Raw genomic sequence first — 22,587 nt, 5'->3', positions numbered from 1 at the left:
AGGGCATGGAGTCCGCATCCCTGTTGTCCGAGCGGTTGCGCTCGCATCGGCTCACGGCCCCGGCGCGCACGGTGGTCGACGCCGCGTCGCACATGCTCGCGGTGCAGAGCCAGGACTTCACTGCAGGGCGCTGGGGTCTCGCCGCGCGCACACGCGCCGAGCCGACGCTGAGCGCGGTCGATCGTGCCTTCGCTCGAGGCGACCTGGTGCGGGCGTGGACCATGCGAGGAACGCTGCACATCATCCCGGCACGTGATCTGCGCTGGGTGCTGTCGGTGACCCGCGACCGGCAGCGCCAGCAGGCGGCAGGCAGGCGACGCGATCTCGGTATCGACGGAGCGATGGTCGACGCGGCCGTGGCGGCAGTGCTGCCGCGGCTGCGGGACGGCGGCCTCACACGCTCCGAGATGTTCGAGGTCTTCTCCGGAATCGGCATCGACCCCGGCGGGCAGCGGGGCATCCACCTGTTGAGCGAGCTGACCCTCGACGGCCTGATCTGTCAGGGGCCGGTCGTCGCGCGCGACGGGGTGAGCCGCGAGCAGCGCTTCGTGCTCGTCGACCAGCACATCCGCGAGCACGCGGCCCCGCCCGAGCCGCTCGCCGAGCTGTTCGTCCGCTACGTCGACGGGCACGGCCCGGCGGGAGTGACCGACTTCGCCTGGTGGTCGGGTCTCACGCTCGGCCAGTCCCGAGAAGCGCGGGACCGAGCCGCTGGCAGCGTGGTCGAGATCGAGGAGGGCGTGTACGTGTCGGGCGTCCGCCCGCGGCGCTCGTCGTCTGCCGCCGCAGTGCTCGCGCTCGGCGCCTTCGACGAGTACTACATCTCGTATGCCGATCGCACGGCGGTCTGCGCTCCCGAGCATCTCGCTCTGGTCGGGCCGGGCAAGAACGGCATGGTGCGTGCGACGATCATCGCTGACGGTCGGGTGATCGGATGCTGGACGCACGCGAGCGCCTCACTCGGGGCAGCCCCCGAACTCTTCGTGCAGGATGCCGACGACGGAGCGGTGCGCAGCGCTCTCGAGCGATTCACGCGCTTCCTCGACGGCTGAGCGGGCGCCCGGCTCACTCGCTCGCGTGCCGCCCGAGGAAGTTGTAGACCTCGTTGTCGTCGACTCCGGGGAACGCACCGCGGGGGAGCGGCGAGAACATGTGCGTGTGCACGCGGGCGCTCGGCCAGGCCTTTCCGCTCCACCGATCGGTGAGGTCGGCCGAGGGCCGGCGGCAGCATGCCTCATCCGGGCAGGTCGAGACGGCGCGGTCGGCGGTCTCGCGTCCGCGCCACCACCGGGCGTCGTCGAAGGGCACGCCCACTGTGATCGAGAACTCGCCGTCGGTCGAGACGCCGGTCTGTGTCGAGCACCAGAACGTGCCAGAGGGCGTGTCGGTGTACTGGTGGTGCTCGTTCGTGCGGTTCTGCTGAGTGAAGGCGGCCCGCGCCTGGAACTTGCGGCACACCCGCTGGCCCTCGACAGCGCCCGTGACATCCATCGGCAGGGGCAGGTCGTCGTTCTCGTAGACGCGTGTGATCGCGCCGGTGGCGTCGACGCGGAGAAAGTGCAGTGACATCCCCACGTGCTGCGTGAGCAGGTTCGTCATGCGCATTCCGGCCGCCTCGTGGGTCACGCCGAACGCATCGCGGAAGTCCTCGACCGCGAGGTTGCGATCCTTCTTCGCCTGCTGCAGGAAGGCGACCGAGGCCGTCTCGGGCATCAGGCACGAGGCGGCGAAGTAGTTGATCTCGAGCCGCTGCTGCAGGAAATCGGCGTAGTCGGTCGGCGGAGTGTGCCCGAGCAGACGGTGTGCCATGGCCTGGAGCGCCATGGATCGCAGGCCGTGGCCTCCGGGGATCGACGCCGGCGGCAGGTAGATCCGCCCGTTCTCGAGGTCGGTGACCGAGCGGGTCGAGTGCGGCAGGTCGTTGACGTAGATCAGCTCGAAACCGAGCTTCTCGGCCATGATGCTCACTGTGCGGTGTGTGAGTGCTCCCTGCACGTGCCCGGCAGACCGCAGCTGCTTCTCGGCGAGCTTCTCGATGTCTGCGAGGTAGTTGTTCTGCTCGCGCATCCGCAGGCGCAGCTCCGTGTTCGCCCGCCTGGCCTCTTCGGGGGTCGCGATCGCCTCTCGCTCCCGTCGCTGCAGTTCGCGGTGCAGACCGAGCATCGACTCGATGGTCTCGTCGCTCATGCCCTTCGTGACGCGCACCGGGGCGATGCCGAGCTGCCGGAACACCGGACTCTCCTGCGCGCGTTCGAGCTCGATCTCGAGAGCGGCGCGTCGGTTCGGCGGCTCGCCGGAGATGAGATCGGTGACTTCTGTGCCCGTGGCCAGTGCGATGGCCTGCAGCAGAGAGAGTTTCGGCTCGCGTTTGCCGTTCTCGATCAGGCTCAGCTGCGAACCGGCGACGCCGACGAGGGCGCCCAGCTCATCGAGCGTGAAGCCCTTCTCGAGGCGGTGGTGCCTGATGCGGTGGCCGAGAGTCGCGAGGTGGATGCCGGAAGGAGCCATTCCTTGATACTAGCTAAAGAATTGCAATTCTTATCGCTCGAAATGGCGGAAAGTCGAGGATGAACCGGAAGAAGATGGAGGAAACGCCCCTCACTTCAAAGGAGTAGTCATGGCGATCGCCGAAGTCTTCACCCCCCGAGCACCATCAGTCGCACCTGTGCGCACCTTCGGGACGGCTCCGACGTATGACACCCCCGCGATGGCAGAGCTCGCCGCCTGGGTCGACGAGATCGCCGCTCTCACGCAGCCGGCGTCGATCCACTGGGTCGACGGGTCGCGCGCCGAGAACGACTGGCTGCTGCGAGGGCTCGTCGACGAGGGCAAGCTCATCAAGCTCAACCCCGAGTGGCGTCCCGGGTCGTACCTCGCCCGCTCGCACCCCAGTGACGTCGCGCGCACCGAGGGTCGCACCTACATCTCGTCGGAGAACGAGGAGGATGCCGGTCCGACCAACAACTGGGCGCCTCCCGCACAGATGCGCGAGAAGATGACCGAGATCTTCGAGGGCTCGATGCGAGGCCGCACGATGTACGTCGTGCCCTTCTCGATGGGGCGGGTCGGCGGACCGCTCTCGCACATCGGCGTCCAGGTCACCGACAGCGCCTACGCCGTGGCGTCCATCGGCATCATGACGCGCGTCGGCGATGCGGTCACCCGTCAGATCGCCGAGGGAGCGCCCTGGGTCAAGACCGTGCACTCGGTCGGTGCACCGCTCTCGGCCGGAGAGCCCGATGTCGAGTGGCCGTGCAACGACGACAAGTACATCGTGCATTTCCCCGAGACGCTCGAGGTGTACTCGTTCGGCTCCGGATACGGCGGAAACGCGATCCTCGCGAAGAAGTGCTTCGCGCTGCGCATCGCCTCGGTCATCGCCCGTGACGAGGGCTGGCTCGCCGAGCACATGCTGCTCATCCGCGTGATCGATCCGTCGGGCAAGGCCTACCACGTGGCTGCGGCGTTCCCGTCGGCGTGCGGCAAGACGAACCTCGCGATGCTGCGCCCGACCATTCCCGGGTGGCGCGTCGAGACCCTCGGCGACGACATCGCGTGGATCCGCCCGGATGAGGACGGTCGCCTCTGGGCGATCAACCCCGAGGCAGGCTTCTTCGGTGTCGCACCCGGCACCGGCGAGTCGACCAACGTCACCGCCGTCGAGACGCTCTGGGGCAACACGATCTTCACGAACGTCGCGCTGCGCCCCGACGGGGACGTGTGGTGGGAGGGCCTGACCGATCAGGCTCCGCCCCACCTCATCGACTGGGAGGGCAATGACTGGACGCCCGACTCCGGTCGCCCGGCCGCGCACCCCAACTCGCGCTTCACGGTCTCGGCCGCCCAGTGCCCGCAGATCTCGGAGGACTGGGAAGAGGCGGTGCCGCTCGACGTCATCCTCTTCGGCGGACGCCGCGCGACCAACGTGCCGCTCGTGGTCGAGGCCACGGACTGGACGCACGGTGTGTTCCTCGGATCCAACATCTCGTCCGAGCGCACGGCCGCGGCCGAGGGCACGGTCGGCGAGCTGCGGCGCGATCCGTTCGCGATGCTCCCGTTCTGCGGCTACAACATGGCCGACTACTTCGGCCACTGGCTGAAGGTCGGACGAGGTCTGCGGTTCGACCGCGCACCCCGCATCTTCCAGGTGAACTGGTTCCGTCGCGGCTCGGACGGGCGGTTCCTGTGGCCCGGATTCGGCGACAACTCGCGTGTCGTCGACTGGATCATCCGTCGCGTCTCCGGCGACGTGTCGACCGTCGACAGCCCGATCGGTCGCCTGCCGCTCGTCGAGGACCTCAATCTCGACGGCATCGACGTGCCGGAGGCCGACCTCGAGGAGCTGTTCTCGGTCGACACCGAAGCCTGGAAGACCGAGGCCGACCTCACCGAGGAGTTCTACGACACGTTCGGAGACAAGGTTCCGGCCGCGCTGCGCGCCGAGCTCGCCTCGCTGCGCTACCGCCTCGACAAGGCCTGACAGACCGGGCGCCGGTTCGGGGGAGCCGGCGCTCTATTTCCCCAGATCCCCCTACCCCCAGACCGCGAAGGCGGGATGGCTGAGGCGAACCCATGGCTGAGTGGTCTCTGACATCCCGCCTTCGCGCATGTCCCTGCGACTGATGATGCTGTTCAGGCGAGCAGCTGGTGCCGTGCCAGATCGCGGTAGAGCGGCGTCGACTCGATCAGCTCGGCATGAGTGCCCTGTCCGACGACGGCACCGTCCTGCAGCACCACGATGAGATCGCTGTCGACCACGGTCGACAGCCGGTGGGCGATCACGATGAGCGTGCGATCGGTCGACACCGCGTCGATCGCTTCGCGCATGCGCTGCTCGTTCACGCCGTCGAGAGACGACGTCGACTCGTCGAGCAGCAGGATCGGCGCATCGGTGAGCAGCGCGCGGGCGATCGCCAGTCGCTGACGCTCTCCGCCCGAGAGCATCACGCCGTCCTCTCCGACGGGGGCCTCGAGCCCCAGCGGGTCGCGCTCGAGCACGTCGCCCAGGTTCACGGCGCGCAGCACCTGCTCGCACGCAGAGTCCGAGGCGTCCGGCGAGGCGAGACGCAGATTGTCGCCGAGCGTTCCGGCGAGCGTGGGGGCGTCCTGCTCGACGTAGCCGAACTGCGCGCGCAGCTCGTCACGCGGGTAGGTGCGCGAGTCGTGGCCGTACAGGCGGATCGATCCGCCCGTCGGGTCGTAGAAGCGCTCGACGAGGGAGAGGACCGTGCTCTTGCCGGCGCCGCTGGGGCCGACCAGCGCGACGCGTGTGCCGCGGGGCACGGCGAACGAGACTCCGCGGAGGACTTCGCGCTCGGCCGGCGCGGACGAGTCGTCGGTCGGTTCGAGGTGCGCATCGGCGAGCAGCGTCTGCGCCTCCTTCGCGGCGGCCAGTCGGGCGGCGACCACGTTCTCGGGGTAGCGGAAGCGCACGTCGCGGAACTCGATCGCCGGGGCGAGAGGATCCGCCGCGTCGCGCGGGAAGGATGCGGCGATCTCGTCATCGTGCTGGGTCTCGATCGGCAGGTTCAGCACCTCCTGGATGCGACCGAGGGCGCCGAGCGCCTGATTCACCGAGGTGATCGCTCCGAACGTGGTCGCGAGCGGCATCACGAGCATGAACAGGAACAGGATGAAAGTGATCAGCGACGCGATCGTGATCGTGCCCGCCGCGACCCTGAGGCCGCCGACGCCGAGCACGACGAGCAGTGAGACCTGCAGCGCGACCCCGGCGATCGGAACCACGAGCGACGAGATCTTGGCGATGCGCACGCCGATGCCGTAGGCCTCGGAGGCGAGCGCCGACACCGTCTCGGTCTCGCGTTCGGTCGCCCCGGAGGCCCTCACGGTGCGGATCGAGCCGACGGCGCGCTCGACACCCGAGGCGAGCTCGCCGACCTTCTCCTGCTGTGCGGTGGATGCGGTGCGGATGCGACCACTGAGCGCGGTGACGACGACGACCGAGGCGCCGATCACGACGACGATGAGCAAGAGCAGCACGGGGTCGATCACGAGCATCGCGATGAGCGCGCCGAGGAAGAGGATCGCGCTGCCGACGGCATCCGCGAGTCCCTGTGTGAGCACGGCGTAGAGCAGCGTGGTGTCGGTGCCGACCCGCGAGACCAGGTCGCCGGTGCGTCGCGCGTCGAACTCGCTGATCGGCAGGTGGAGGATGCGCGAGATCAGCTTGCGTCGGCTCGAGTACACGACCGCGGTGCCGGTGCGCTGCAGCAGGTAGTGCTGGTAGCCGGAGATGATCGACGACACGATCACGAGACCGACGAGGATCCAGACCAGGATGCCGAGCCCCTGATCGGACTGCACGGCTTCGATGAGCTGCCCGACCAGCAGCGGTTGGGCGAGTGACGTGGCCGCCCCGAACACGCTGAGCACTGCGACGACGATGAGCGTGCGCTTGTGCTCGAAGAGGAAGGGGAGGAGCTGGCGGAAGGTGGCGCGCGGACCGTCGTGCTGCGCGCCGCGTCCGCGTCGGCGTGATGTCGCCGTGCTGGACATGCGGAACCTCGTTCTGAAAGGGGGTAGTTCGACCGTACTTCGTGCGAGGACGGATTCTGTGGATGCGCTGTACGCGTTTCAGTGCCTGCCGAATCGGCGGTGCGCCGCCTGCTTCGAGACGCCGAGAGAGCTTGCGATGGCCTGCCAGGAGTAGCCGAGATTGCGCGCTCGGCGCACCTGGGTCTCTTCGGCACGGGCCAGCTCGCTGCGCAGGGCGGCCAGGCGGTGGAGTTCTGACAGCGGCTCGCCGCCGTCGTCCTGTCTGATCGCGGTCTTGATGGTCATGATGCACCTCCTGCGTCAATCATTGTTGACGGCACGGAAGATGTCAACTCATGTTGACGCACACGTGAGGCGCGTGCGATGCGAGACTGGACCGATGCTGTCTGCATCGAAACCAGTACCGGGCGACCGCGTCGCCGTCCTGTCGCCCGCTTTCGCCGCTCCTGCGGTCGCTCCGGAGATCCACGAGCAGGCTCTCCGGCGACTCGAGCAGCTGACGGGACTGATCCCGGTCGAGTACCCGACCACTCGGCAGCTCGACGCGAGCCCCGAAGCCCGGGCAGCCGACGTCAATGCGGCCTTCGCCGATCCCGGCATCCGCGCGATCCTCGCGACGATCGGCGGCGACGATCAGATCCTCGTGGTGCCGCACCTCGACGCCGCTCTCGCTCAGGCGGATCCCAAGCCGTTCCTGGGCTACAGCGACAACACCAACATCCTCAACTGGCTGTGGAGCCTCGGCATCCGCGGCTACTACGGCGGGTCCACCGCAGTGCACCTCGGACCGGGCCCGGCGGTCGACGACGTGCATCTGCGCGCGTTGCGCGCGGCGCTGCTCGACGGTGGCACGGTCGAGATCACCGAGCCTGGCGAGTCGGAAGACGTGGGAAAGCGCTGGGTCGACCCGCGGGCGCTCAGCGAATACGGCGACCGCACTCCGACGGAGGAGTGGACCTGGTCGGGGCCGGCATCTCGGGTCGAGGGACGCACCTGGGGTGGATGCCTCGAGGTCATCGATCAGCTCGCGCTCGCAGAACGGCTGCCCACCACCTACGACCTGCGCGGCGGCATCCTGCTGCTCGAGACCAGCGAGGAGCGACCGTCCGCGAGCTGGGTGTCGCGCTGGATGCGTGGGCTGGGGGAGCGCGGCATTCTCGATGCCGTCGCGGGCGTGGTCGTCGCGCGTCCGCCCGTGAGCGACTTCGAGTTCCTTCCGACGCCGGACGAGGCCGATGCGCTGCGTGCGGCGCAGCGAGACGCCGTGATCGAGACGGTCTCGCGGTACAACCCCGACGCGGTCGTCTGCGTCGGAGTGCCGTTCGGCCACACGCGGCCGCAGTGGATCGTTCCCTACGGCGGGACGATGGTGCTCGACGGCTCGACCCGCACCGTCCACGCCTCCTACTGAGCGGATACGACGAAGGGCGGCCCCTCCCGAGGAGGTGCCGCCCTTCGTGTGAGGTGACGGGTCAGAGTTCGACGGCTGCCGCGACTCCGAGGTCCTCTTCGTAGTCGTTGTCCTTCGTCTCTTTGGAGAGGAGCAGCGCGATGAAGGTCAGCACTCCCATCGCCGACAGGTAGAGACCGACGAGCCACGGGGCGCCGTCGCCGAGTTCCCAGAGCCACAGCGCGATGAGCGGGGCGACAGCGGCGCCGAGGATCGACGAGACGTTGTACGAGATCGCGGAGCCCGTGTAGCGGACGTTCGTCGGGAACAACTCGGGAAGCAGCGCGCCCATCGGGCCGAACGTCGCGCCCATGAGCATGAACCCGAACACGAGGAACGCCTGCGCGAGTGCGCCCGTGAACTTCGGGTCCATCGCAGGCAGCAGGAAGGCGTTGAACGTGAAGCCGAACACGATGATGAGCCCGGTGACCCACAGCAGCAGCTTGCGGCGGCCGATCGTGTCGGCGATCGGCCCGGAGAGCAGCGTGAAGATTCCGAAGAACACGACGCCGACGATCTGCATGAGCACGAAGTCGGTGTAGGCGAACCCGAGACCCGGATAGAACTGTGCGGCGAACGCTGAGGCGTCGAAGCTCTTGCCCGTCGCCTCCGCCGCGGCCTGCGCGGCAGCGGACGCTGTCTCGAGCGTGGCCGGCTTGGTGCCGTACGCCAGGGTGAAGTTCGTCATCAGGTAGAAGAGCACATAGGTCGCCAGCATGATGAACGTGCCGAGGATCAGCTGCTTCCAGTGGTGGCGGAACACGGTCGCGAGGGGCAGCTTGCGGATCGCGCCCTTCTTCTCGGCCTTCTTGAACGTGTCGGACTCGACGAGCTTGAGGCGCACCCACAGGCCGATGATGACCATGACGGCCGAGAACAGGAACGGAATGCGCCAGCCCCACGACAGGAAGGCCTCGGACTTCAGCGCCGGGTTCTCGGAGTGCGGCAGCAGCCAGTTGATGGCGAGGAAGAGGAAGTTGGCGATGATGAACCCGAGCGGCGCTCCCAGCTGCGGGAACGTGCCGTACCAGGCGCGCTTGCCCTTCGGCGCGTTCTCGGTGGCCACCAGCGCGGCGCCCGACCATTCACCGCCGAGTGCGAAGCCCTGGGCGAGACGCAGGATGAGCAGCAGCAGAGCCGCCCACCAGCCGATCTGCTGGAACGTGGGCAGCAGCCCGATGATGAACGTCGCGATGCCCATCGTCAGCAGCGACGCCACGAGGGTCGCCTTGCGGCCGAACTTGTCGCCGAAGTGACCGAAGATCACCGCGCCGACGGGGCGAGCCACCATGGCCGCACCGAACACCGCGAACGACGACAGCAGTGAGGTGGTGTCGTTGCCCGTGGGGAAGAAGAGGACGGGGAAGACGAGCACGGCCGCTGTCGCGTAGGCGTAGAAGTCGTAGAACTCGATCGTGGTGCCGACGAGGCTCGCCGTGATGACGCGCGAGCGCGGATTCGCGGGCGCTGTGGTCGTACTCATGCTGCTCCTTAGATCCAGGGCCCGGTATACCAAGGCACCGAGAGATCCTACGCCTTCCTGAACGTTTGCTGGGTGCGTGTGACGTTCGGAGGATCCGCGTGCGTAGAGTCGGAGGCGGATGCCGTGACCCACTCGAGGCAGGGAGAACTGTGACCACGAGACTGCTGCTCATCGCAGACACACATGTTCCGAAGAGGGCGAAGCGTCTTCCCGACGCGGTCCTGCGGGCGGTCGACGACGCCGACGTGGTCATCCACGCGGGAGACTGGGTCGATCTCGCGACGCTGGATCTGCTCGAGTCCCGCTCGCGGGTGATGCACGGCGTGTACGGCAACAACGACGGCCCGGATCTGCGTGAACGCCTGCCCGAGATCGCCCGGTTGACGGTCGAGCAGGTCGAGGTGGCCGTCATCCACGAGACGGGGCAGGCGCAGAAGCGCGAGGAGCGGATGGATGCGGCCTTTCCCGGCGTGGATCTGTTGATCTTCGGGCACTCGCACATTCCGTGGGACACCGTCGCCCCCTCGGGGATGCGTCTGCTCAACCCGGGTTCGCCGACCGATCGGCGCCGTCAGCCGGTGTGCACGATGATGTCGGTCACGATCGACGCCCGACGGGTCGACGCCACGCTGGTGCCCATCGCATGAGCCCCTCAGCGCGCGCGAGCAGCGGCGACGACACGCCCTCGGTCTACCGCGCACCGATGCGGTCGCGCGACGGCGACGTGCCCGACGGGCCGGCCGTCGAGCGAGCGCTCGCGCTCGGCGTGTGCGGAGTGGGCGGCCGGCTCGACGATGCACCGGACTCGATCGCCGAGGCGCTCGCCGCGGTGGACGAGGTCTACGGAGAGCGGATGGCGCGCCGCCTCGATCGTTTCGCGTCGGTCGCCGAGGGGGCCTTCGTCTGGACGCGCGACTCCGACGGACTCCTGTGGCTGGGGCGGATCACCGGACCGTGGCGCTACGATCCCTCGCCCCAGGCACGTGCGGTCGATCTCCCGCACGTGCGGGCGGGCGACTGGCTCGACCGGCCGGTCGAGCCAGTCGCACCCCCGCACGTGCGGGCGGGCGACTGGCTCGACCAGCCGGTCGCCCCGGCCGCGGTGCCCCCCGGCGTGCGCGAGTCCTTCGCACGCGGTGGACGCAATTGGCAGAGCATCAGCCGGGCCGACGCCGCGCGCCTCACTGCAGCCGTCTGGTCGTCCCGACGGGGCCGGTAGCCGGGCCGTTCAGTCCGTCCCGCGCAGGTCGCGGAGAATGGCGTCGTATCGGGTGAGGAAGGTGCGTTCGTCGAGCCGCTTGCGACGAAGCCACGACGTGACCTCGTCGTTGCGTTTGCTCGCATTGCACGGACCGCATGCCGGGACCACGTTCTCCACTGTGTAGCGGCCACCCCGAGAAATCGGCATCACGCAATCGCGCTGCAGGGCGATGTCGCCCGCTCCGCAATATGCGCATCCTCCCCACGCCTCGCGCAGCGCAGCCCACTGCTCGGTGGTGAGGTCGTTGTCGGCTCGCGCGACGCGGCCCCGGCGTCGCTTCGCATAGCGGGCGCGCGCAGCGGGCGTGGGGGTGGAGAACCTTCGGCGCGGCACAGACTCACGGTACTGCGCGCACGTCGGCCGCCGAGCCCTATTCCTCCGTGTCGCCGAGCGCGAGCGCCGAGACGAAGTCGGCCGTCGGCGCGAGCACGTGCTCGAGCTCGAGGACGACGACCGTGTTGGGGCCGGCGTTCGTGGCCGGTGCGGGCACGAACAGAGTGCGCTGAGGCCCGTTGCGCCAGTAGCGGCCCAAGAAGAACCCGTTCACGAACGCGTAGCCCTTGCTCCAGGCATCGGTGCCGAGGAACAGGTCCGACGCCGAGTCGAGGACGAACTCGCCGACCCAGGCCGACGGCGCGCTTCCGGTCGTGATCGACGACTCCGTGGCGCGGGAGGCGATCGCTGCCGCGATCTCGGCGACGTCGAGCGGTGTCGAATGCCAGCCGGTCAGCGGCGCGCCGTCGAGCGCAGGAGTGCCGATGAGGCCCTTCTGCTCGCCGAGCCGGTGGTCGTAGTTCACGCGACCCTGCTCTTCGACGAGGATGCTGAGCGTCCGGCCCGCCGGAATCTGCAGCGCGCGGTCGTGCCGTGTGCGGGAGAGCGTGCCGACGGCCTGGCCGTCGACGCTGACCCAGGCGAGGTCGCGGACCTCGTCGAGCACCAGCTGACCGCCCCGACCCTCGGGAAGGGAGACGTCGTAGCGGACGAGAGCGCTCAGGTGCTCCAGCTCGTCGAACGTGACGGGTGCTGCCGAGGCGGGAGAGCCCGCCTCGGCATCCGTCCACGGTCCGGCCGAGATGAGCGGCACGGAGAAGACGGGCGCGGGTTCTGCAGCGAGCGGGAGCTCCTCGGGCACGGGCGCGTACTTCGCGATGACATCGCAGAACGCGAAGAACTTCTCCGTCGGGTTCCCGGCCTCGTCCAGAGGCGCGTCATAGTCGTCCGACGTGACGATCGGCAGGTAGCGGCCCTTGCGGTTGGCGCCGTTCGTGAGGGCGAAGTTCGTGCCGCCGTGGAACATGTAGATGTTGACGGACGCGCCGGCAGCGAGCAGCTCATCGAGATCGGCGGCGGCCGCCGCGACGTCGGTCGTATGGTGCACACCGCCCCACCAGTCGAACCATCCGTCCCAGAACTCCGAGCACATGAGCGGACCCGTGGGCTGATGGCTGCGCAGGGTCGCGAGGCGTTCGGCGCTGCGCGATCCGAACGAACCGGTCTTGTGCAGCTCGGGAAGGCTGCCGTCTGACAGCATCCGATCGGTCGGCTGGTCGACCGTGGTGAGCGGCACTGTGATGCCTGCCTCGCGGGTGAGTGCGACGAGGGCCTCGAGGTAGGCCTTGTCGGCGCCGTAGGCGCCGTATTCGTTCTCGATCTGCACGAGCACGACCGAGCCGCCGCGGTCGATCTGCCGCGGAGCGACGATCTCGTAGACCCGACGGAGGTACTCGCTCACATCGGCCAGGTAGGTGGGCTCGGACGAGCGCAGCTCGCGCTCGCCCGCGGTGAGCCAGTTCGGCAGACCGCCGTTGTGCCATTCGGCGCAGATGTAGGGCCCAGGGCGGACGATCGCGTCCATGCCCTCGGCCTGGATCAGGTCGAGGAAGCGCCCGAGGTCGTTCCATCCCGTGGCATCCCACTCGCCCCGGCGGGGTTCGTGAGCGTTCCAGGCCACGTACGTCTCGATCGTGTTGAGCCCCATCAGGCGGGCCTTGCGGATGCGGTCCTGCCACTGGTCGGGGTGCACCCGGAAGTAGTGGATGGCGCCGGCGATCACCTGGTGGGGGAGCCCCGCGCGGAGGAAGTCGGTCTCGCCGATGGAGAAGGAGGTCACGATGTGGTGCTTTCGATGGGAGGGCCGGACGGAGATCGGGTCCCCGTCCGGCCCGGACGTGCGATTACTTGTTGACGGCGAAGCCCTGCGAGTTGCCGTACTCGACCAGCGCGTCCTGCCAGGTCATGAGGCCCTCGTTCAGGTCGGTGCCGTTCTGGTACGACTGGCCCACGGTGTCGCCGAAGATGCTGTTGCCGTAGACCTGGTAGGGCAGGTAGCTCCAGCCTTCGACGACCTCGTCGGCCGCGGCGGCGAGGACCTCGTTGATCTTCTGGCCGCCGAAGTACTCGGGGGCGTCGGCGAGGAACTCCTCGCTCGAGAGCTCAGCGGTGGTCGACGGGAAGCCGCCCGACTCGAGGAAGGTCGAGATGCTGTCCTCCGAGTTGTTCAGCCACCACAGGAAGCCGGCAGCGAGTTCCGGGTTCTTGCTCTGCGTCGTGACGGCCTGGCCGCCGCCGCCGTTCTCCGCCGTCGCCGGGGTGCCGTCGTAGGTCGGCATCGGCGCGACGCGCCAGTCGCCGGCTCCGTCGGGAGCGCCGGTGATGAGGTTGCCGGGCATCCAGGCGCCGATCACGAGGGTGGCGAGGCTGCCGTCGCCGAGGGCGCGGAACCACTCGTCGCTCCAGCTGCCGTAGGGGGCGAGCAGATCCTCCTCGACGAGGCGGTTCCAGTTCTCGGTCCACTTCTTCGAGCCGTCGTCCTGCAGGTCGATCGTGACATCCGTGCCGGAGGTCTCGAACGGCTTGCCGCCGGCCTGCCAGATCATCGAGGTCGCGAAGCCGGCGTCGCCGGTGTCGTTCGTGATGTAGGCGTTCGGGTTCGCGGCGTGGATCGCCTTCGCGGCCTCGTAGTACTCGTCCCAGGTGGTGGGCACCGTGACGCCCGCGGCGTCGAACACGGCCTTGTTGTAGAACAGCGCCATGGGGCCGGAGTCCTGCGGCAGCCCGTAGATGGCGTCGCCGTCGGTGACGGAGTTCCACGTCGACGCGGTGTAGTCGTCCTCGAAGTCGGCGAAGCCGTACTGCGAGAGGTCGACGAACGCATCGGTGAGGGCGAACTGGGGGAAGGCGTAGTACTCGATCTGCACGACGTCGGGGGCGCCGGAGCCCGCTTTGATCGCGTTCTGCAGCTTGGTGTACTCCTCGTTGTTGGTGCCCGCGTTGACCACGTTCACCTTCACGTTCGGGTACTCCTTCTCGAACGCCTCGACCTGGGCTTCGGCAGAGGGCGTCCACGACCAGTACGTGATCTCGCCGCCCTTCTCGAGAGCGGCCTCGACGGAGTCGAACGAGCCGTCGCCGGCAGCGCCGCCCGAGCCGGTGTCGCCGGTGCTGCAGCCGGCCAGCGCCAGTGCTGCCACGGTTCCGGCCGCGAGCACCGCGAGGGTGCGCCGTGCGGCGGGTGAGGGAAGGTGCTTCATTGCTGTGTCCTTTCGGGGGTGCGGTCCTTCATCGGACCGACGTGTGCGGTGCGGAGGGATGCCGGGAGCTACTGCTTGACGCTTCCGGCGGTGAGACCTGACTGCCAGAACCTCTGCAGCAGCAGGAAGGCGATCACGATCGGGATGATGGTGAGTAGCGAGCCCATGATCACGAGGTTGTAGATCGGCTGAGACCCTGCGCCGATCGCCTGGTTGCTCCACTGGTTGAGTCCGACGGTGAGCGGGTACCAGTCGGGGTCGGACAGCATGATCAGCGGCAGGAAGTAGTTGTTCCAGGTCGCCACCACTGTGAAGAGGGTGACCGTCACGATTCCGGGTGCGAGCAGTCGCATCGAGATCGTGAAGAAGGTGCGGAACTCACCGGCGCCGTCGATGCGGGCCGCCTCGAGCAGCTCGGTCGGCACCGAATCCGAGGCGAAGACCCAGATCAGGTACAGGCCGAAAGGGCTGATGAGCGAGGGGATGATGACGGCCCACGGGGTGTTGGTGAGTCCCAACTCGCTGAACAGCAGGAAGGTCGGCACGGCGAGCGCGGTGCCGGGCACGGCGACTGCCCCGAGCACGACGGCGAACACGGCGCGGCGGCCGGGGAAGCGGTACTTCGCGAGTCCGTAGCCGGCCATGGTCGCCAGCAGGGTCGCGCCGCCGGCTCCGACGACCACGTACAGCAGGGTGTTGCCGAGCCAGCGCAGGAAGATGCCGTCCTGGTACGAGAAGGTCGCGACGAGGTTGTCGAAGAACGCGAAGTCGTCGGAGAACCACAGGCCGAACGAGCTGAACAGACCCGCCTGGGTCTTCGTCGAGCTGAACAGCAGCCAGACGAGCGGCACGAGCGTGTACAGCGCGTACATCACCATGACGATCAGCAGGATCTTCGACTTGCGCGGATTCAGCAGATCGTGGCGCTTCTGCGAGGGACGGGCGAGGGGGAGTGCCATGTCAGCGCACCTCCGACTTCGAGCCGCGCAGCTGCACGACGTAGGCGATCACTGCGGTGATGACGCCCATGATGATGGCGATCGTCGCGGCGTAGTTGAACTGCTGTCCGGCGAACGAGAGGTTGTACGCGTACATGTTGGGTGTGAAGTACGTCGTGATCACGTTCGGTGCCAGGGGTCGCAGGATGTTGGGTTCGTTGAAGAGCTGGAAGCTGCCGATGATCGAGAAGATCGTCGCGATCACGAGGGCGCCGCGCACCGAGGGGATCTTGATCGAGAAGATCGTGCGCCACGCGCCGGCTCCGTCGAGCGATGCCGCCTCGTACATGTCGGTCGGGATCGTCTTCAGCGAGGAGTAGAAGATCAGCATGTTGTAGCCGACGAACTGCCACGTCACGATGTTGCCGATCGAGACCAGGATCCACTCCCGCGCGAACGGGGTGATGAGGTCGCTGCCGAGCAGGTCGTTGAAGTTGGACGTGAGACCGAACTGGTCGCCGTAGATGTAGCCCCACATGAGCACCGCGACGACGGCGGGCACGGCGTAGGGCAGGAAGATCAGGATGCGGAAGAAGGATGCTCCGCGCAGTCGCGCGCTGTCGAGTGCCAGTGCCGCGGCGAGGGCCAGGACCAGCATGATCGGCACCTGCACGACGAGGAACAGCACGACGCGGCCGAACGCCTCCCAGAACTGCGGGTCGGTGAGGGCGCGCACGTAGTTGTCGAACCCGACGAACGCGGTGCCGCCGATCAGCTTCTCCTGGAAGAAGCTGAGGTACAGCGCATAGGCGAGCGGTGTGAGGAACACCAGGGCGAACACGACCATGAACGGGCCGACGAAGGCCCATCCCTTCCAGTCGCGTTTTTCACGCCGGCGGATGCCGTGGTCCGCCAGGGCTGCGGAGTCTTGAGTCGTCATTGACGAAAACCTTCTTAGAGATCGGGCGCTCACGGCGCCGTGTGTCAACGTCAACATATTCGATGCGCTGCTAGTGTGTCAACGTCAACACATGAATGGATGAGTGCTCGTGACCTCGGAACAGTCGGCAGAGCCGCCGCAGCGGCGGCGAGACCCCTCCATGGAGGACGTGGCGCGAGAGGCCGGCGTCTCCGGGCAGACCGTCTCGAGGGTCGTGAACGCGCGCGGCTACGTCGGCGCCGCCACCAGGGAGCGCGTCGAAGACGCCATGCAACGGCTCGGCTATCGGCCCAACAGCGCCGCCCGCGCCCTGCGCTCCGGCCGATTCCGCGCGATCGGCGTGATCATGTTCTCCTTCAGCTCATACGGCAATCAGCGCACGCTCGACGCGATCGCGGTGCGCGCGTCGCAGATGGGATACGCGTTGACTCTGATCCCCGTGGAGTCCAGCGCTCGCGACACCGTGGCAGGCGCCTTCCGCCGCCTCGAGGAGCATGCGGTCGACGGCATCATCATCGTGATCGAGGCGCACCAGCTCGATGAGGCCGAGGTCGAGATCCCCGACGGGCTGCCCGTCGTGCTGGTCGACTCCAACCGAGGAGCGAGTCATCCCTTCGTCGACACCGACCAGGCGCAGGGCGCGCGGCTCGCGACCGAGCATCTGCTGGACCTCGGTCACGGGACCGTTTGGCATATCGCGGGTCCGGCGAAGTCGTACTCCGCCGAACGTCGTCGCGAATCCTGGCGGCGCACCCTCGAATCCCGCGGGGTCGTCGCGCCCGAGCCGCTGCAGGGCGACTGGTCCGCCGAGTCGGGCTACCGTGCGGGGCTCCGGCTGCGTGACGACGACGCCGTCACCGCGGTCTTCGCCGCGAACGACCAGATGGCGATCGGCGTCGTGCGGGCCTTCCGTGAAGCCGGCCGTGATATTCCGAGGGACGTCAGCGTGGTCGGCTTCGATGGCCTGCCGGATGCCGCACAGCTGTGGCCGCCATTGACCACCGTGCAGCAGCATCCTGAGAAGGTCGGCGCGCTCGCGGTCGACGCGCTGCTCGCCGAGCTCGACGGGGGAGAGCGCATCCAGACCCCGCTCGTCGGCACGGAGCTCGTCGTCCGCGAGAGCACGGCCCCGCCTCACGCCTGACCGCAGGCAGCGGGTGCGCCGGCGGTCAGGACTTCTCGGCCGCGTCGGCGCTGTCTCTTCGCCGGATCGACACCTCTGCCGGGATGCCGCGCGAGAACAGGATCGACAGCAGGCTGATCAGGATCAGCCCGACGAACGACACGCGCAGCGACGAGAGCTGCGACTCTCGGTAGATGTCGGCGAGTGCGCTCGAGTCGTCGTCGCTGAGGCCTGCTGCCTCGCCGATCCCGGCGACGTCCGCCGCGGGCACCACCGTGACGCCGCGGTCCGTCGCAGCGCTCACCGTCTCGCGCACGTCGCTCGGAAGATCGCTCGCGGCGACGCCGGACGCGAACGAGGTCGACAGCGCGCCGATCAGCAGCGATCCGATCAGCGCAGTTCCGAGCGATGAGCCCAGATTCTGGAAGACGCCCTGCAGCCCGCCGACCTCGCTCGTGTCCTTCTCACTGACGCTCGACATGTTGACATTGCCGAGCTGCGAGGCAAGGAGCCCCAGGGCGCTGCCGGCGAGGAACATGCCGACCGCGAACAGGCCGCCGCGGAGGTCCTCGGTCACCGAACCGAGCAGCAGCACGGCACTGAGCACGAGGATCGACTGTCCGACTCGCACGATCCGACGCGGAGACCACCGACGCGACAGCGCGGTGCCGACGATCGAGAAGAGGATCAACGAGACCGAGAGCGGGAAGATCTTGAGGCCCGTCTCGAGCGCATCGAATCCGAGCGTCATCTGCAGGTAGACCGGGACCATGAAGAACAGCCCTGCCGTCACGGCATACTGGGCGCCGAGCACCGAGAGCCCGCTGCGCAGAGTCGTGATGGAGAACAGATCCGGCTGCATGAGCGGAGAGCGGCCGTCGCGTATCAGCCGTCGCTGCCAGCTGATGAAGAGCGCGATCAGAGCGGCTCCGAGCGCGATGCACCAGGTCGTCAGAGAGACTCCGAGGGGCGCGATGGGGACGCCCGCGATCTCCGGCGTGTACAGAGGGACCACCCATCCCCAGGTCTTGCTCTGCAGCATGCCGAAGACGATCAGGACGAGGCCGGCCGAAGACAGCAGGACGCTGCCGATATCGATGCGGATGCTCTGCCGTGGGGTCGAGTCGGTGATGATGCGAGCGCTCAGGACGACGCCCAGCATGACCACCACCTCGGCGACGAAGACAAACCGCCAGCTGGAGTACGTGGTCACCGCCCCGCCGATGAGCGGACCGGCCGCGACCGCCGCACCCGACACGGCGCCGATGACGGCGAAGGCGGTGACGCGCTCAGCACCTCGGTAGTTGTCGGCGACGAGTGCGGCGATCGCGGGGATCACCAGCACCGCGCCCAGCCCCTCGATGATCGACCAGCCGAGGAAGAGGAACCCCACGGACGGACTCAGCGCGGTGATGAGGGAGCCTGCGGCATAGACGCACGAGCCGATCACGAAGGCGCGGCGTCGTCCCCACACATCGCCGAGCTTGGCGCCGAGGAGCATGAACGCCGCCATGGTCAGGGTGTAGAACGTGATCGCCGCCTGCATCGCCGTCACGGACGTGTCGAGATCACTCACGACCGTCGAGATCGACACGTTCATGACCGTTCCGTCGAGCACCATGACGAACTGCGCGGCGCCGAGGACGATGACGACGTTCCACTTCTTCACGAGGTCTCCTCGGGTGCGGGTGCGGGTGCGGGAGCGGGTGCAGGTGCGGGTGCGGGACCTGTCTCGTACGCGGGACGGCGGTTGCCGCGCATGATCCGCGCCACCGCCGTGATCAGGAACAGCTGCCCTGTGATCGCCTCGGCGACGGCGATCCCCTGCACAGCCGGGCTCGCCGGCACGATGTTGCCGTAGCCGGTGGTCGTGAGGGTGGTGAACGAGAAGAACAGCTGGCTCGAGAGCGAGTCGACGACCGTCGGGCCGAAGGTCGGCGCGACGGTCAGAAGTGCGACGAGGTTGTAGACCAGGGCGAAGAACATGCCCACCAGGGCGTACGCGGAGATCGCGGCGAGCAGAGCCTCGGCGTCCAGGCCCCGGCGCCGCACCTGGTGTCGGATGATCGCGACCGGCGCGATGAGGAAGGCGAGCATCGATGCGGCGGACAGCGAGATGTCGAGGGCGTGTCCTTTGAGGTCGAACACCGACACCAAGACCGCGGCGATGCCCGCTGCCGCGAGCACGATCCAGGCGATGCGCTGCACCCGAGTATGCGCCTCGGTCACTCGAAGCACGACGGCGACGGTGACCAGCTGCAGCACGAACGCCGGTGGGCTCGGGTCGGTCGTCCCCTGAGCGGCGCACAGCACATAGGTGAGCACGAGGAGTGCGAGCACGAGCCAGTACCCGGACGGCCGGCCGACCACCTGTCTCGCGACGTGCGAGCCGAGGGGCGAGGGCTCCCGCATCGTGTCTCCGGATTCCATGGAGGCGCCTCACACGGTTCCGTGCTCGTGCGGCAGGCGCCCAGACGCCAGAGCCGCCTGCAGCGCCAGGAAGTCGCTGTGGTTCTGGTCCGCGTACGCCCCGGCGAAGTCTGCGATCGCCTCCTCGAACGTGTCGCTCCGCCCCAGATACCCCGCGATCTGCACTCGATCACCGGATCGGGAGTGGGCTCGCGCCAGCGTCTCGCCGCAGATCCGCGCATACAGGGTCGCACCCCGCACACTCATCGCATCGGGATCGATTCCCCCTTTGCCGTCCTGCAGCTGACGGATGTAGAAGTCACGGTGCTGCCCGTCGAGGCCGACCACGGATTGCCATCCGAGGAAGATGTCGCTGGACGCCTGCATCAGCCGCTGGCCCCGCACGACGCGCTCCGCGTGGTCGTCGTACTCGCTCGGCCCGAGGAAGCGCTCGAGGACGGATGCCTGCGCCTCCTTCGCCTGCAGGAGCAGAGGGTCGTCGTCGTCACGGCCGCTGAAGAGGATCACCCAGGCGCGCGTCCCCACGCTTCCGACACCGACCACCTTCCGAGCCATATGACGGTACCGGTACTCGGCGAACGGATGCCGTTCACCGACGAGCGTCGTCCGATACGCGCCGAGCACCTGATGCATGACATCCGCTTCGTCTGCGGCACGCCCCGCTTCGCGCAAGAGTTCCTCGACCGGGACGATCAACGGCGGCGCCGCGACGATGCGCAGGCGGCCGTCGACGACCCGCACCAGCTTCTTGAAGGCTTTGCGATGGTCCCGTTTTCGCGCCTTCGCTATGGTCGCATCCAGGCGGCGCACCTCCTCGTCGCCCACCCGCTGGTCGAGTTGCGCCTCGCGGATCGACATCCTCGCGCGCTCCGCGTCGAGTCGGTCGTACCAGGCGTCGAGCACCGTCGACTTCGCCGCCGACCTCATCGCCGACCGATAGCCATGCGCCGCGGCGACGACGCAGGCGCGCTCCTCCTCGGCGCTGAAGCCGCGCTGTCTGCCGGCGACCGCGAAGCTCGCCGCGAGCCGTTTCACATCCCATTCGAAGGGCCCCGGAAGCGTCTCATCGAAGTCGTTGATGTCGAAGATCAGATGGCGCTCGGGGGTGCTGAACAGTCCGAAGTTCGACAGATGAGCGTCTCCGCAGAGCTGCGCGGTGATCCCGGTGTGAGCGGACGAGGCGAGGTCCGAGGCCATGAGCAGCGCCGCCCCGCGGTAGAACGCGAGCGGCGACACGGCCATGCGCGCGTACCGCACGGGTGTGAGCTCCTGGACCCGTGATCGTCCCTGCTCCTCGAGCAGCTCGATGGGGTCCGGCCGGTCCGGGGCCGGTGACCATGATCCGAGCTGCGCCCGAGGCATCCGCGATCGAGCGGCGCGTCCGTCCTCACGTCGCTCGGCGAACGGCTTCGCGATCTCGGGCGGCCGGGTCATGAGCTGGCCCGGCCGAGACGGTCGGCGGAGGCGAGATCCGCCCTCTCACCCTCGGCGCCCTCGAGCGCGTCATCGTCAGGCGCGACGTCATCGATGACTTCGGCTTCGACTGCGGCTTCGGCATCGGCGTCGGCATCCGCGGACGGCGGACGTTCGACCACCTCCAGAATCAGGACGACGAGCAACGACAGCACCAGCGTCCACAGCACGAGTGCGGGGCTGAGCGGCCGCACGAGCAGCACGATCGCCGCACCCGCGACGATGATCGCGCCCCTCAGGAGGGAGCGTCGCGAGTAGAGCCACGTGCCGACACGACCGCTGCTCAGGCCGCGGCGTTCCAGGGCTCCGCGAACGGAGGACGCGCCACCGTGGACGACGGCGCGCAGTCGTCGTGGAACATCGAAAGGCCCGGCGAACCACCCGACGACTGCCGTGACGAGCGCGAGTACGAGCACTGCCACGGCAGTATCGCGCATGGCGCCGCCGACCAGTTCGTAGATGGCGCCCCCGGCATCCGCGGGGATGCCGTTGTTGCGCAGCGCGGCGTCGAAGAACACCCTGCCGACCGCGAGGCCCGCGAGCACGATCAGCATCACGAGACCGAGGGAGAGCGCTGCGGTGATCAGCGCGACCGAGCGTCGTCGCGCGGCGACCACCCCGGCGGCGAGCAAGAGGATCGCCACCCAGGGCAACCACAGGCCGGCCGCCACCACCAGCTCGTACGCCAGCTGGACGGAGGCGAGGGAGTCGACCTGCGCGACGGTGATGGTGCGATCGACCGCCGGGATCGATGCCGCGAATCCGACTCCCTGGTCGACGAGCACATCTTTCGCGGCGTCGATGATCGGCGCCAGCTGAATCCCGATCGTGCCGTCGGAACCGAGTGCGATGGCCGCATGCGAGTCGTTCTGCAGCGCGGACACCACCTGCGAGTGGCTGATGCGGAGCGCGCTCGCCCAGACGTTCGCGAACGCCTCGGACTCGACGAATCGCTCGACCACGGTGCCCACGAGCGACTGGAGCCCTTGTGCGGCGGGGCCCTTGAGCAGTTCCAGCGCACGAGTCGCCGCGGGGCCGGTGCCGAGCTCGATGACCCCGTCGATCACGTCCGTGGTGAGGGCGGGTATGTCCACCTGTCCCTCGATCGCCTCCACGACCTGGTCGGTGACTGCGGACTGCACGGCAGCATCGCTCGCGAGCACGCTGTAGCTCGCGACGAACCGGTCGGTGTCGGTGAGCTGCACGTTGGCCCAGGCGGCGACGAGGGCGAGGGGGGCGATGAGCGTCCCCAGCACGATCAGGACGGTGGCCGAGAGGGTGCGTCCCCACCCGCGGGATCGTCGGCGCGACAGGGCCGCATCGGGCGCCGGGGCTGGGGTCATCGCCGCGGTGCCGCCGCGGAGCGCGCTGTTCTCGGCTTCGAGGGCGGCCAGGCGGCGTTGCAGCTCCTGGACTGTGGATCGTGCCATGGGATTCTCC

At 68.3% G+C, this 22,587-nt stretch carries 19 protein-coding genes; 6 read left to right on the top strand and 13 right to left on the bottom strand.

Annotated features, from left to right (window positions below):
- The first annotated feature begins 5 nt into the window (after positions 1-5).
- A complete protein-coding gene (locus tag ACLKOY_RS06145; protein ID WP_436452855.1) occupies positions 6-1,052 on the top strand; it encodes a winged helix DNA-binding domain-containing protein in 1,047 nt (348 codons plus the stop codon).
- A 13-nt stretch (positions 1,053-1,065) separates the two neighbouring features.
- Here ACLKOY_RS06145 and ACLKOY_RS06140 read toward each other — a convergent pair whose 3' ends face one another.
- Complete coding sequence (locus tag ACLKOY_RS06140) at positions 1,066-2,508, bottom strand: helix-turn-helix domain-containing protein (RefSeq protein WP_363571502.1); 1,443 nt, start codon at positions 2,506-2,508, stop codon at positions 1,066-1,068.
- A gap of 109 nt (positions 2,509-2,617) precedes the next feature.
- Between ACLKOY_RS06140 and ACLKOY_RS06135 the strand changes: the two genes are divergently transcribed.
- On the top strand, positions 2,618-4,480 hold the full coding sequence (locus tag ACLKOY_RS06135; RefSeq protein WP_436452854.1) for a phosphoenolpyruvate carboxykinase (GTP): 1,863 nt from the start codon (positions 2,618-2,620) through the stop codon (positions 4,478-4,480).
- A gap of 152 nt (positions 4,481-4,632) precedes the next feature.
- Here the strand turns inward: ACLKOY_RS06135 and ACLKOY_RS06130 are convergent, their stop codons facing one another.
- Together ACLKOY_RS06130 and ACLKOY_RS06125 are read right to left on the bottom strand one after the other, a co-directional pair.
- Complete coding sequence (locus tag ACLKOY_RS06130) at positions 4,633-6,516, bottom strand: ABC transporter ATP-binding protein (protein WP_436452853.1); 1,884 nt, start codon at positions 6,514-6,516, stop codon at positions 4,633-4,635.
- 78 nt (positions 6,517-6,594) lie between these two features.
- The gene (locus tag ACLKOY_RS06125) at positions 6,595-6,801 is read right to left on the bottom strand and encodes an AsnC family protein (RefSeq protein ID WP_140036527.1); all 207 of its coding nucleotides are present in this window, start codon (positions 6,799-6,801) and stop codon (positions 6,595-6,597) included.
- 94 nt (positions 6,802-6,895) lie between these two features.
- On the opposite strand from ACLKOY_RS06125, the gene ACLKOY_RS06120 reads away from it, so the two are divergent.
- Positions 6,896-7,927 carry a S66 family peptidase gene (locus ACLKOY_RS06120; protein WP_436452852.1) on the top strand — a complete coding sequence of 344 codons (1,032 nt, stop codon included), beginning with the start codon at positions 6,896-6,898 and terminating at the stop codon, positions 7,925-7,927.
- A 61-nt stretch (positions 7,928-7,988) separates the two neighbouring features.
- On the opposite strand, the gene ACLKOY_RS06115 is transcribed toward ACLKOY_RS06120, so the two are convergent.
- A complete protein-coding gene (locus tag ACLKOY_RS06115; RefSeq protein WP_436452851.1) occupies positions 7,989-9,449 on the bottom strand; it encodes an MFS transporter in 1,461 nt (486 codons plus the stop codon).
- A gap of 149 nt (positions 9,450-9,598) precedes the next feature.
- On the opposite strand from ACLKOY_RS06115, the gene ACLKOY_RS06110 reads away from it, so the two are divergent.
- Positions 9,599-10,096, top strand: a complete 498-nt coding sequence (locus tag ACLKOY_RS06110) for a metallophosphoesterase family protein (RefSeq protein WP_436452850.1) — start codon at positions 9,599-9,601, stop codon at positions 10,094-10,096.
- Positions 10,093-10,668: a GAF domain-containing protein gene (locus ACLKOY_RS06105; protein ID WP_436452849.1), complete on the top strand. Its 576-nt coding sequence runs from the start codon at positions 10,093-10,095 to the stop codon at positions 10,666-10,668. The genes ACLKOY_RS06110 and ACLKOY_RS06105 overlap by 4 nt, the downstream gene beginning before the upstream one ends.
- A gap of 9 nt (positions 10,669-10,677) precedes the next feature.
- Here ACLKOY_RS06105 and ACLKOY_RS06100 read toward each other — a convergent pair whose 3' ends face one another.
- From ACLKOY_RS06100 to ACLKOY_RS06080, 5 genes are all read right to left on the bottom strand, one after another.
- Positions 10,678-11,043 (bottom strand): HNH endonuclease, encoded by a 366-nt coding sequence (locus ACLKOY_RS06100; protein WP_436452848.1) that lies wholly within the window; start codon positions 11,041-11,043, stop codon positions 10,678-10,680.
- A gap of 37 nt (positions 11,044-11,080) precedes the next feature.
- Positions 11,081-12,823, bottom strand: a complete 1,743-nt coding sequence (locus ACLKOY_RS06095) for a glycoside hydrolase family 35 protein (protein ID WP_436452847.1) — start codon at positions 12,821-12,823, stop codon at positions 11,081-11,083.
- Positions 12,824-12,887: 64 nt separating this feature from the next.
- The gene (locus ACLKOY_RS06090) at positions 12,888-14,243 is read right to left on the bottom strand and encodes an ABC transporter substrate-binding protein (RefSeq protein ID WP_436452846.1); all 1,356 of its coding nucleotides are present in this window, start codon (positions 14,241-14,243) and stop codon (positions 12,888-12,890) included.
- A 68-nt stretch (positions 14,244-14,311) separates the two neighbouring features.
- Positions 14,312-15,202 carry a carbohydrate ABC transporter permease gene (locus ACLKOY_RS06085; RefSeq protein ID WP_290161376.1) on the bottom strand — a complete coding sequence of 297 codons (891 nt, stop codon included), beginning with the start codon at positions 15,200-15,202 and terminating at the stop codon, positions 14,312-14,314.
- A gap of 1 nt (position 15,203) precedes the next feature.
- Positions 15,204-16,121 (bottom strand): carbohydrate ABC transporter permease, encoded by a 918-nt coding sequence (locus ACLKOY_RS06080; RefSeq protein WP_311260084.1) that lies wholly within the window; start codon positions 16,119-16,121, stop codon positions 15,204-15,206.
- A 160-nt stretch (positions 16,122-16,281) separates the two neighbouring features.
- Here ACLKOY_RS06080 and ACLKOY_RS06075 point away from each other — a divergent pair, with 160 nt between their 5' ends.
- Positions 16,282-17,265, top strand: coding sequence for a LacI family DNA-binding transcriptional regulator (locus tag ACLKOY_RS06075; protein ID WP_436454102.1), 984 nt, complete (start codon positions 16,282-16,284; stop codon positions 17,263-17,265).
- 25 nt (positions 17,266-17,290) lie between these two features.
- On the opposite strand, the gene ACLKOY_RS06070 is transcribed toward ACLKOY_RS06075, so the two are convergent.
- The 4 genes from ACLKOY_RS06070 to ACLKOY_RS06055 are packed head-to-tail and all read right to left on the bottom strand — an operon-like array spanning position 17,291 to position 22,577.
- Entirely contained in the window at positions 17,291-18,913 is a 1,623-nt protein-coding gene (locus tag ACLKOY_RS06070) for an MFS transporter (protein ID WP_436452845.1), read from the bottom strand.
- Positions 18,910-19,674 carry an ion channel gene (locus tag ACLKOY_RS06065; RefSeq protein ID WP_436452844.1) on the bottom strand — a complete coding sequence of 255 codons (765 nt, stop codon included), beginning with the start codon at positions 19,672-19,674 and terminating at the stop codon, positions 18,910-18,912. Before ACLKOY_RS06065 ends, ACLKOY_RS06070 begins: the two co-directional genes overlap by 4 nt.
- A 9-nt stretch (positions 19,675-19,683) precedes the next feature.
- Complete coding sequence (locus ACLKOY_RS06060) at positions 19,684-21,108, bottom strand: DUF2252 domain-containing protein (protein WP_436452842.1); 1,425 nt, start codon at positions 21,106-21,108, stop codon at positions 19,684-19,686.
- Positions 21,105-22,577, bottom strand: a complete 1,473-nt coding sequence (locus ACLKOY_RS06055) for a hypothetical protein (RefSeq protein WP_436454101.1) — start codon at positions 22,575-22,577, stop codon at positions 21,105-21,107. Before ACLKOY_RS06055 ends, ACLKOY_RS06060 begins: the two co-directional genes overlap by 4 nt.
- Positions 22,578-22,587: the final 10 nt, after the last annotated feature.

It is taken from the genome of Microbacterium sp. K2 (assembly GCF_051365005.1).
Taxonomy (GTDB): domain Bacteria; phylum Actinomycetota; class Actinomycetes; order Actinomycetales; family Microbacteriaceae; genus Microbacterium; species Microbacterium foliorum_B.
This window is presented reverse-complemented; position numbering and strand designations above follow the sequence as displayed.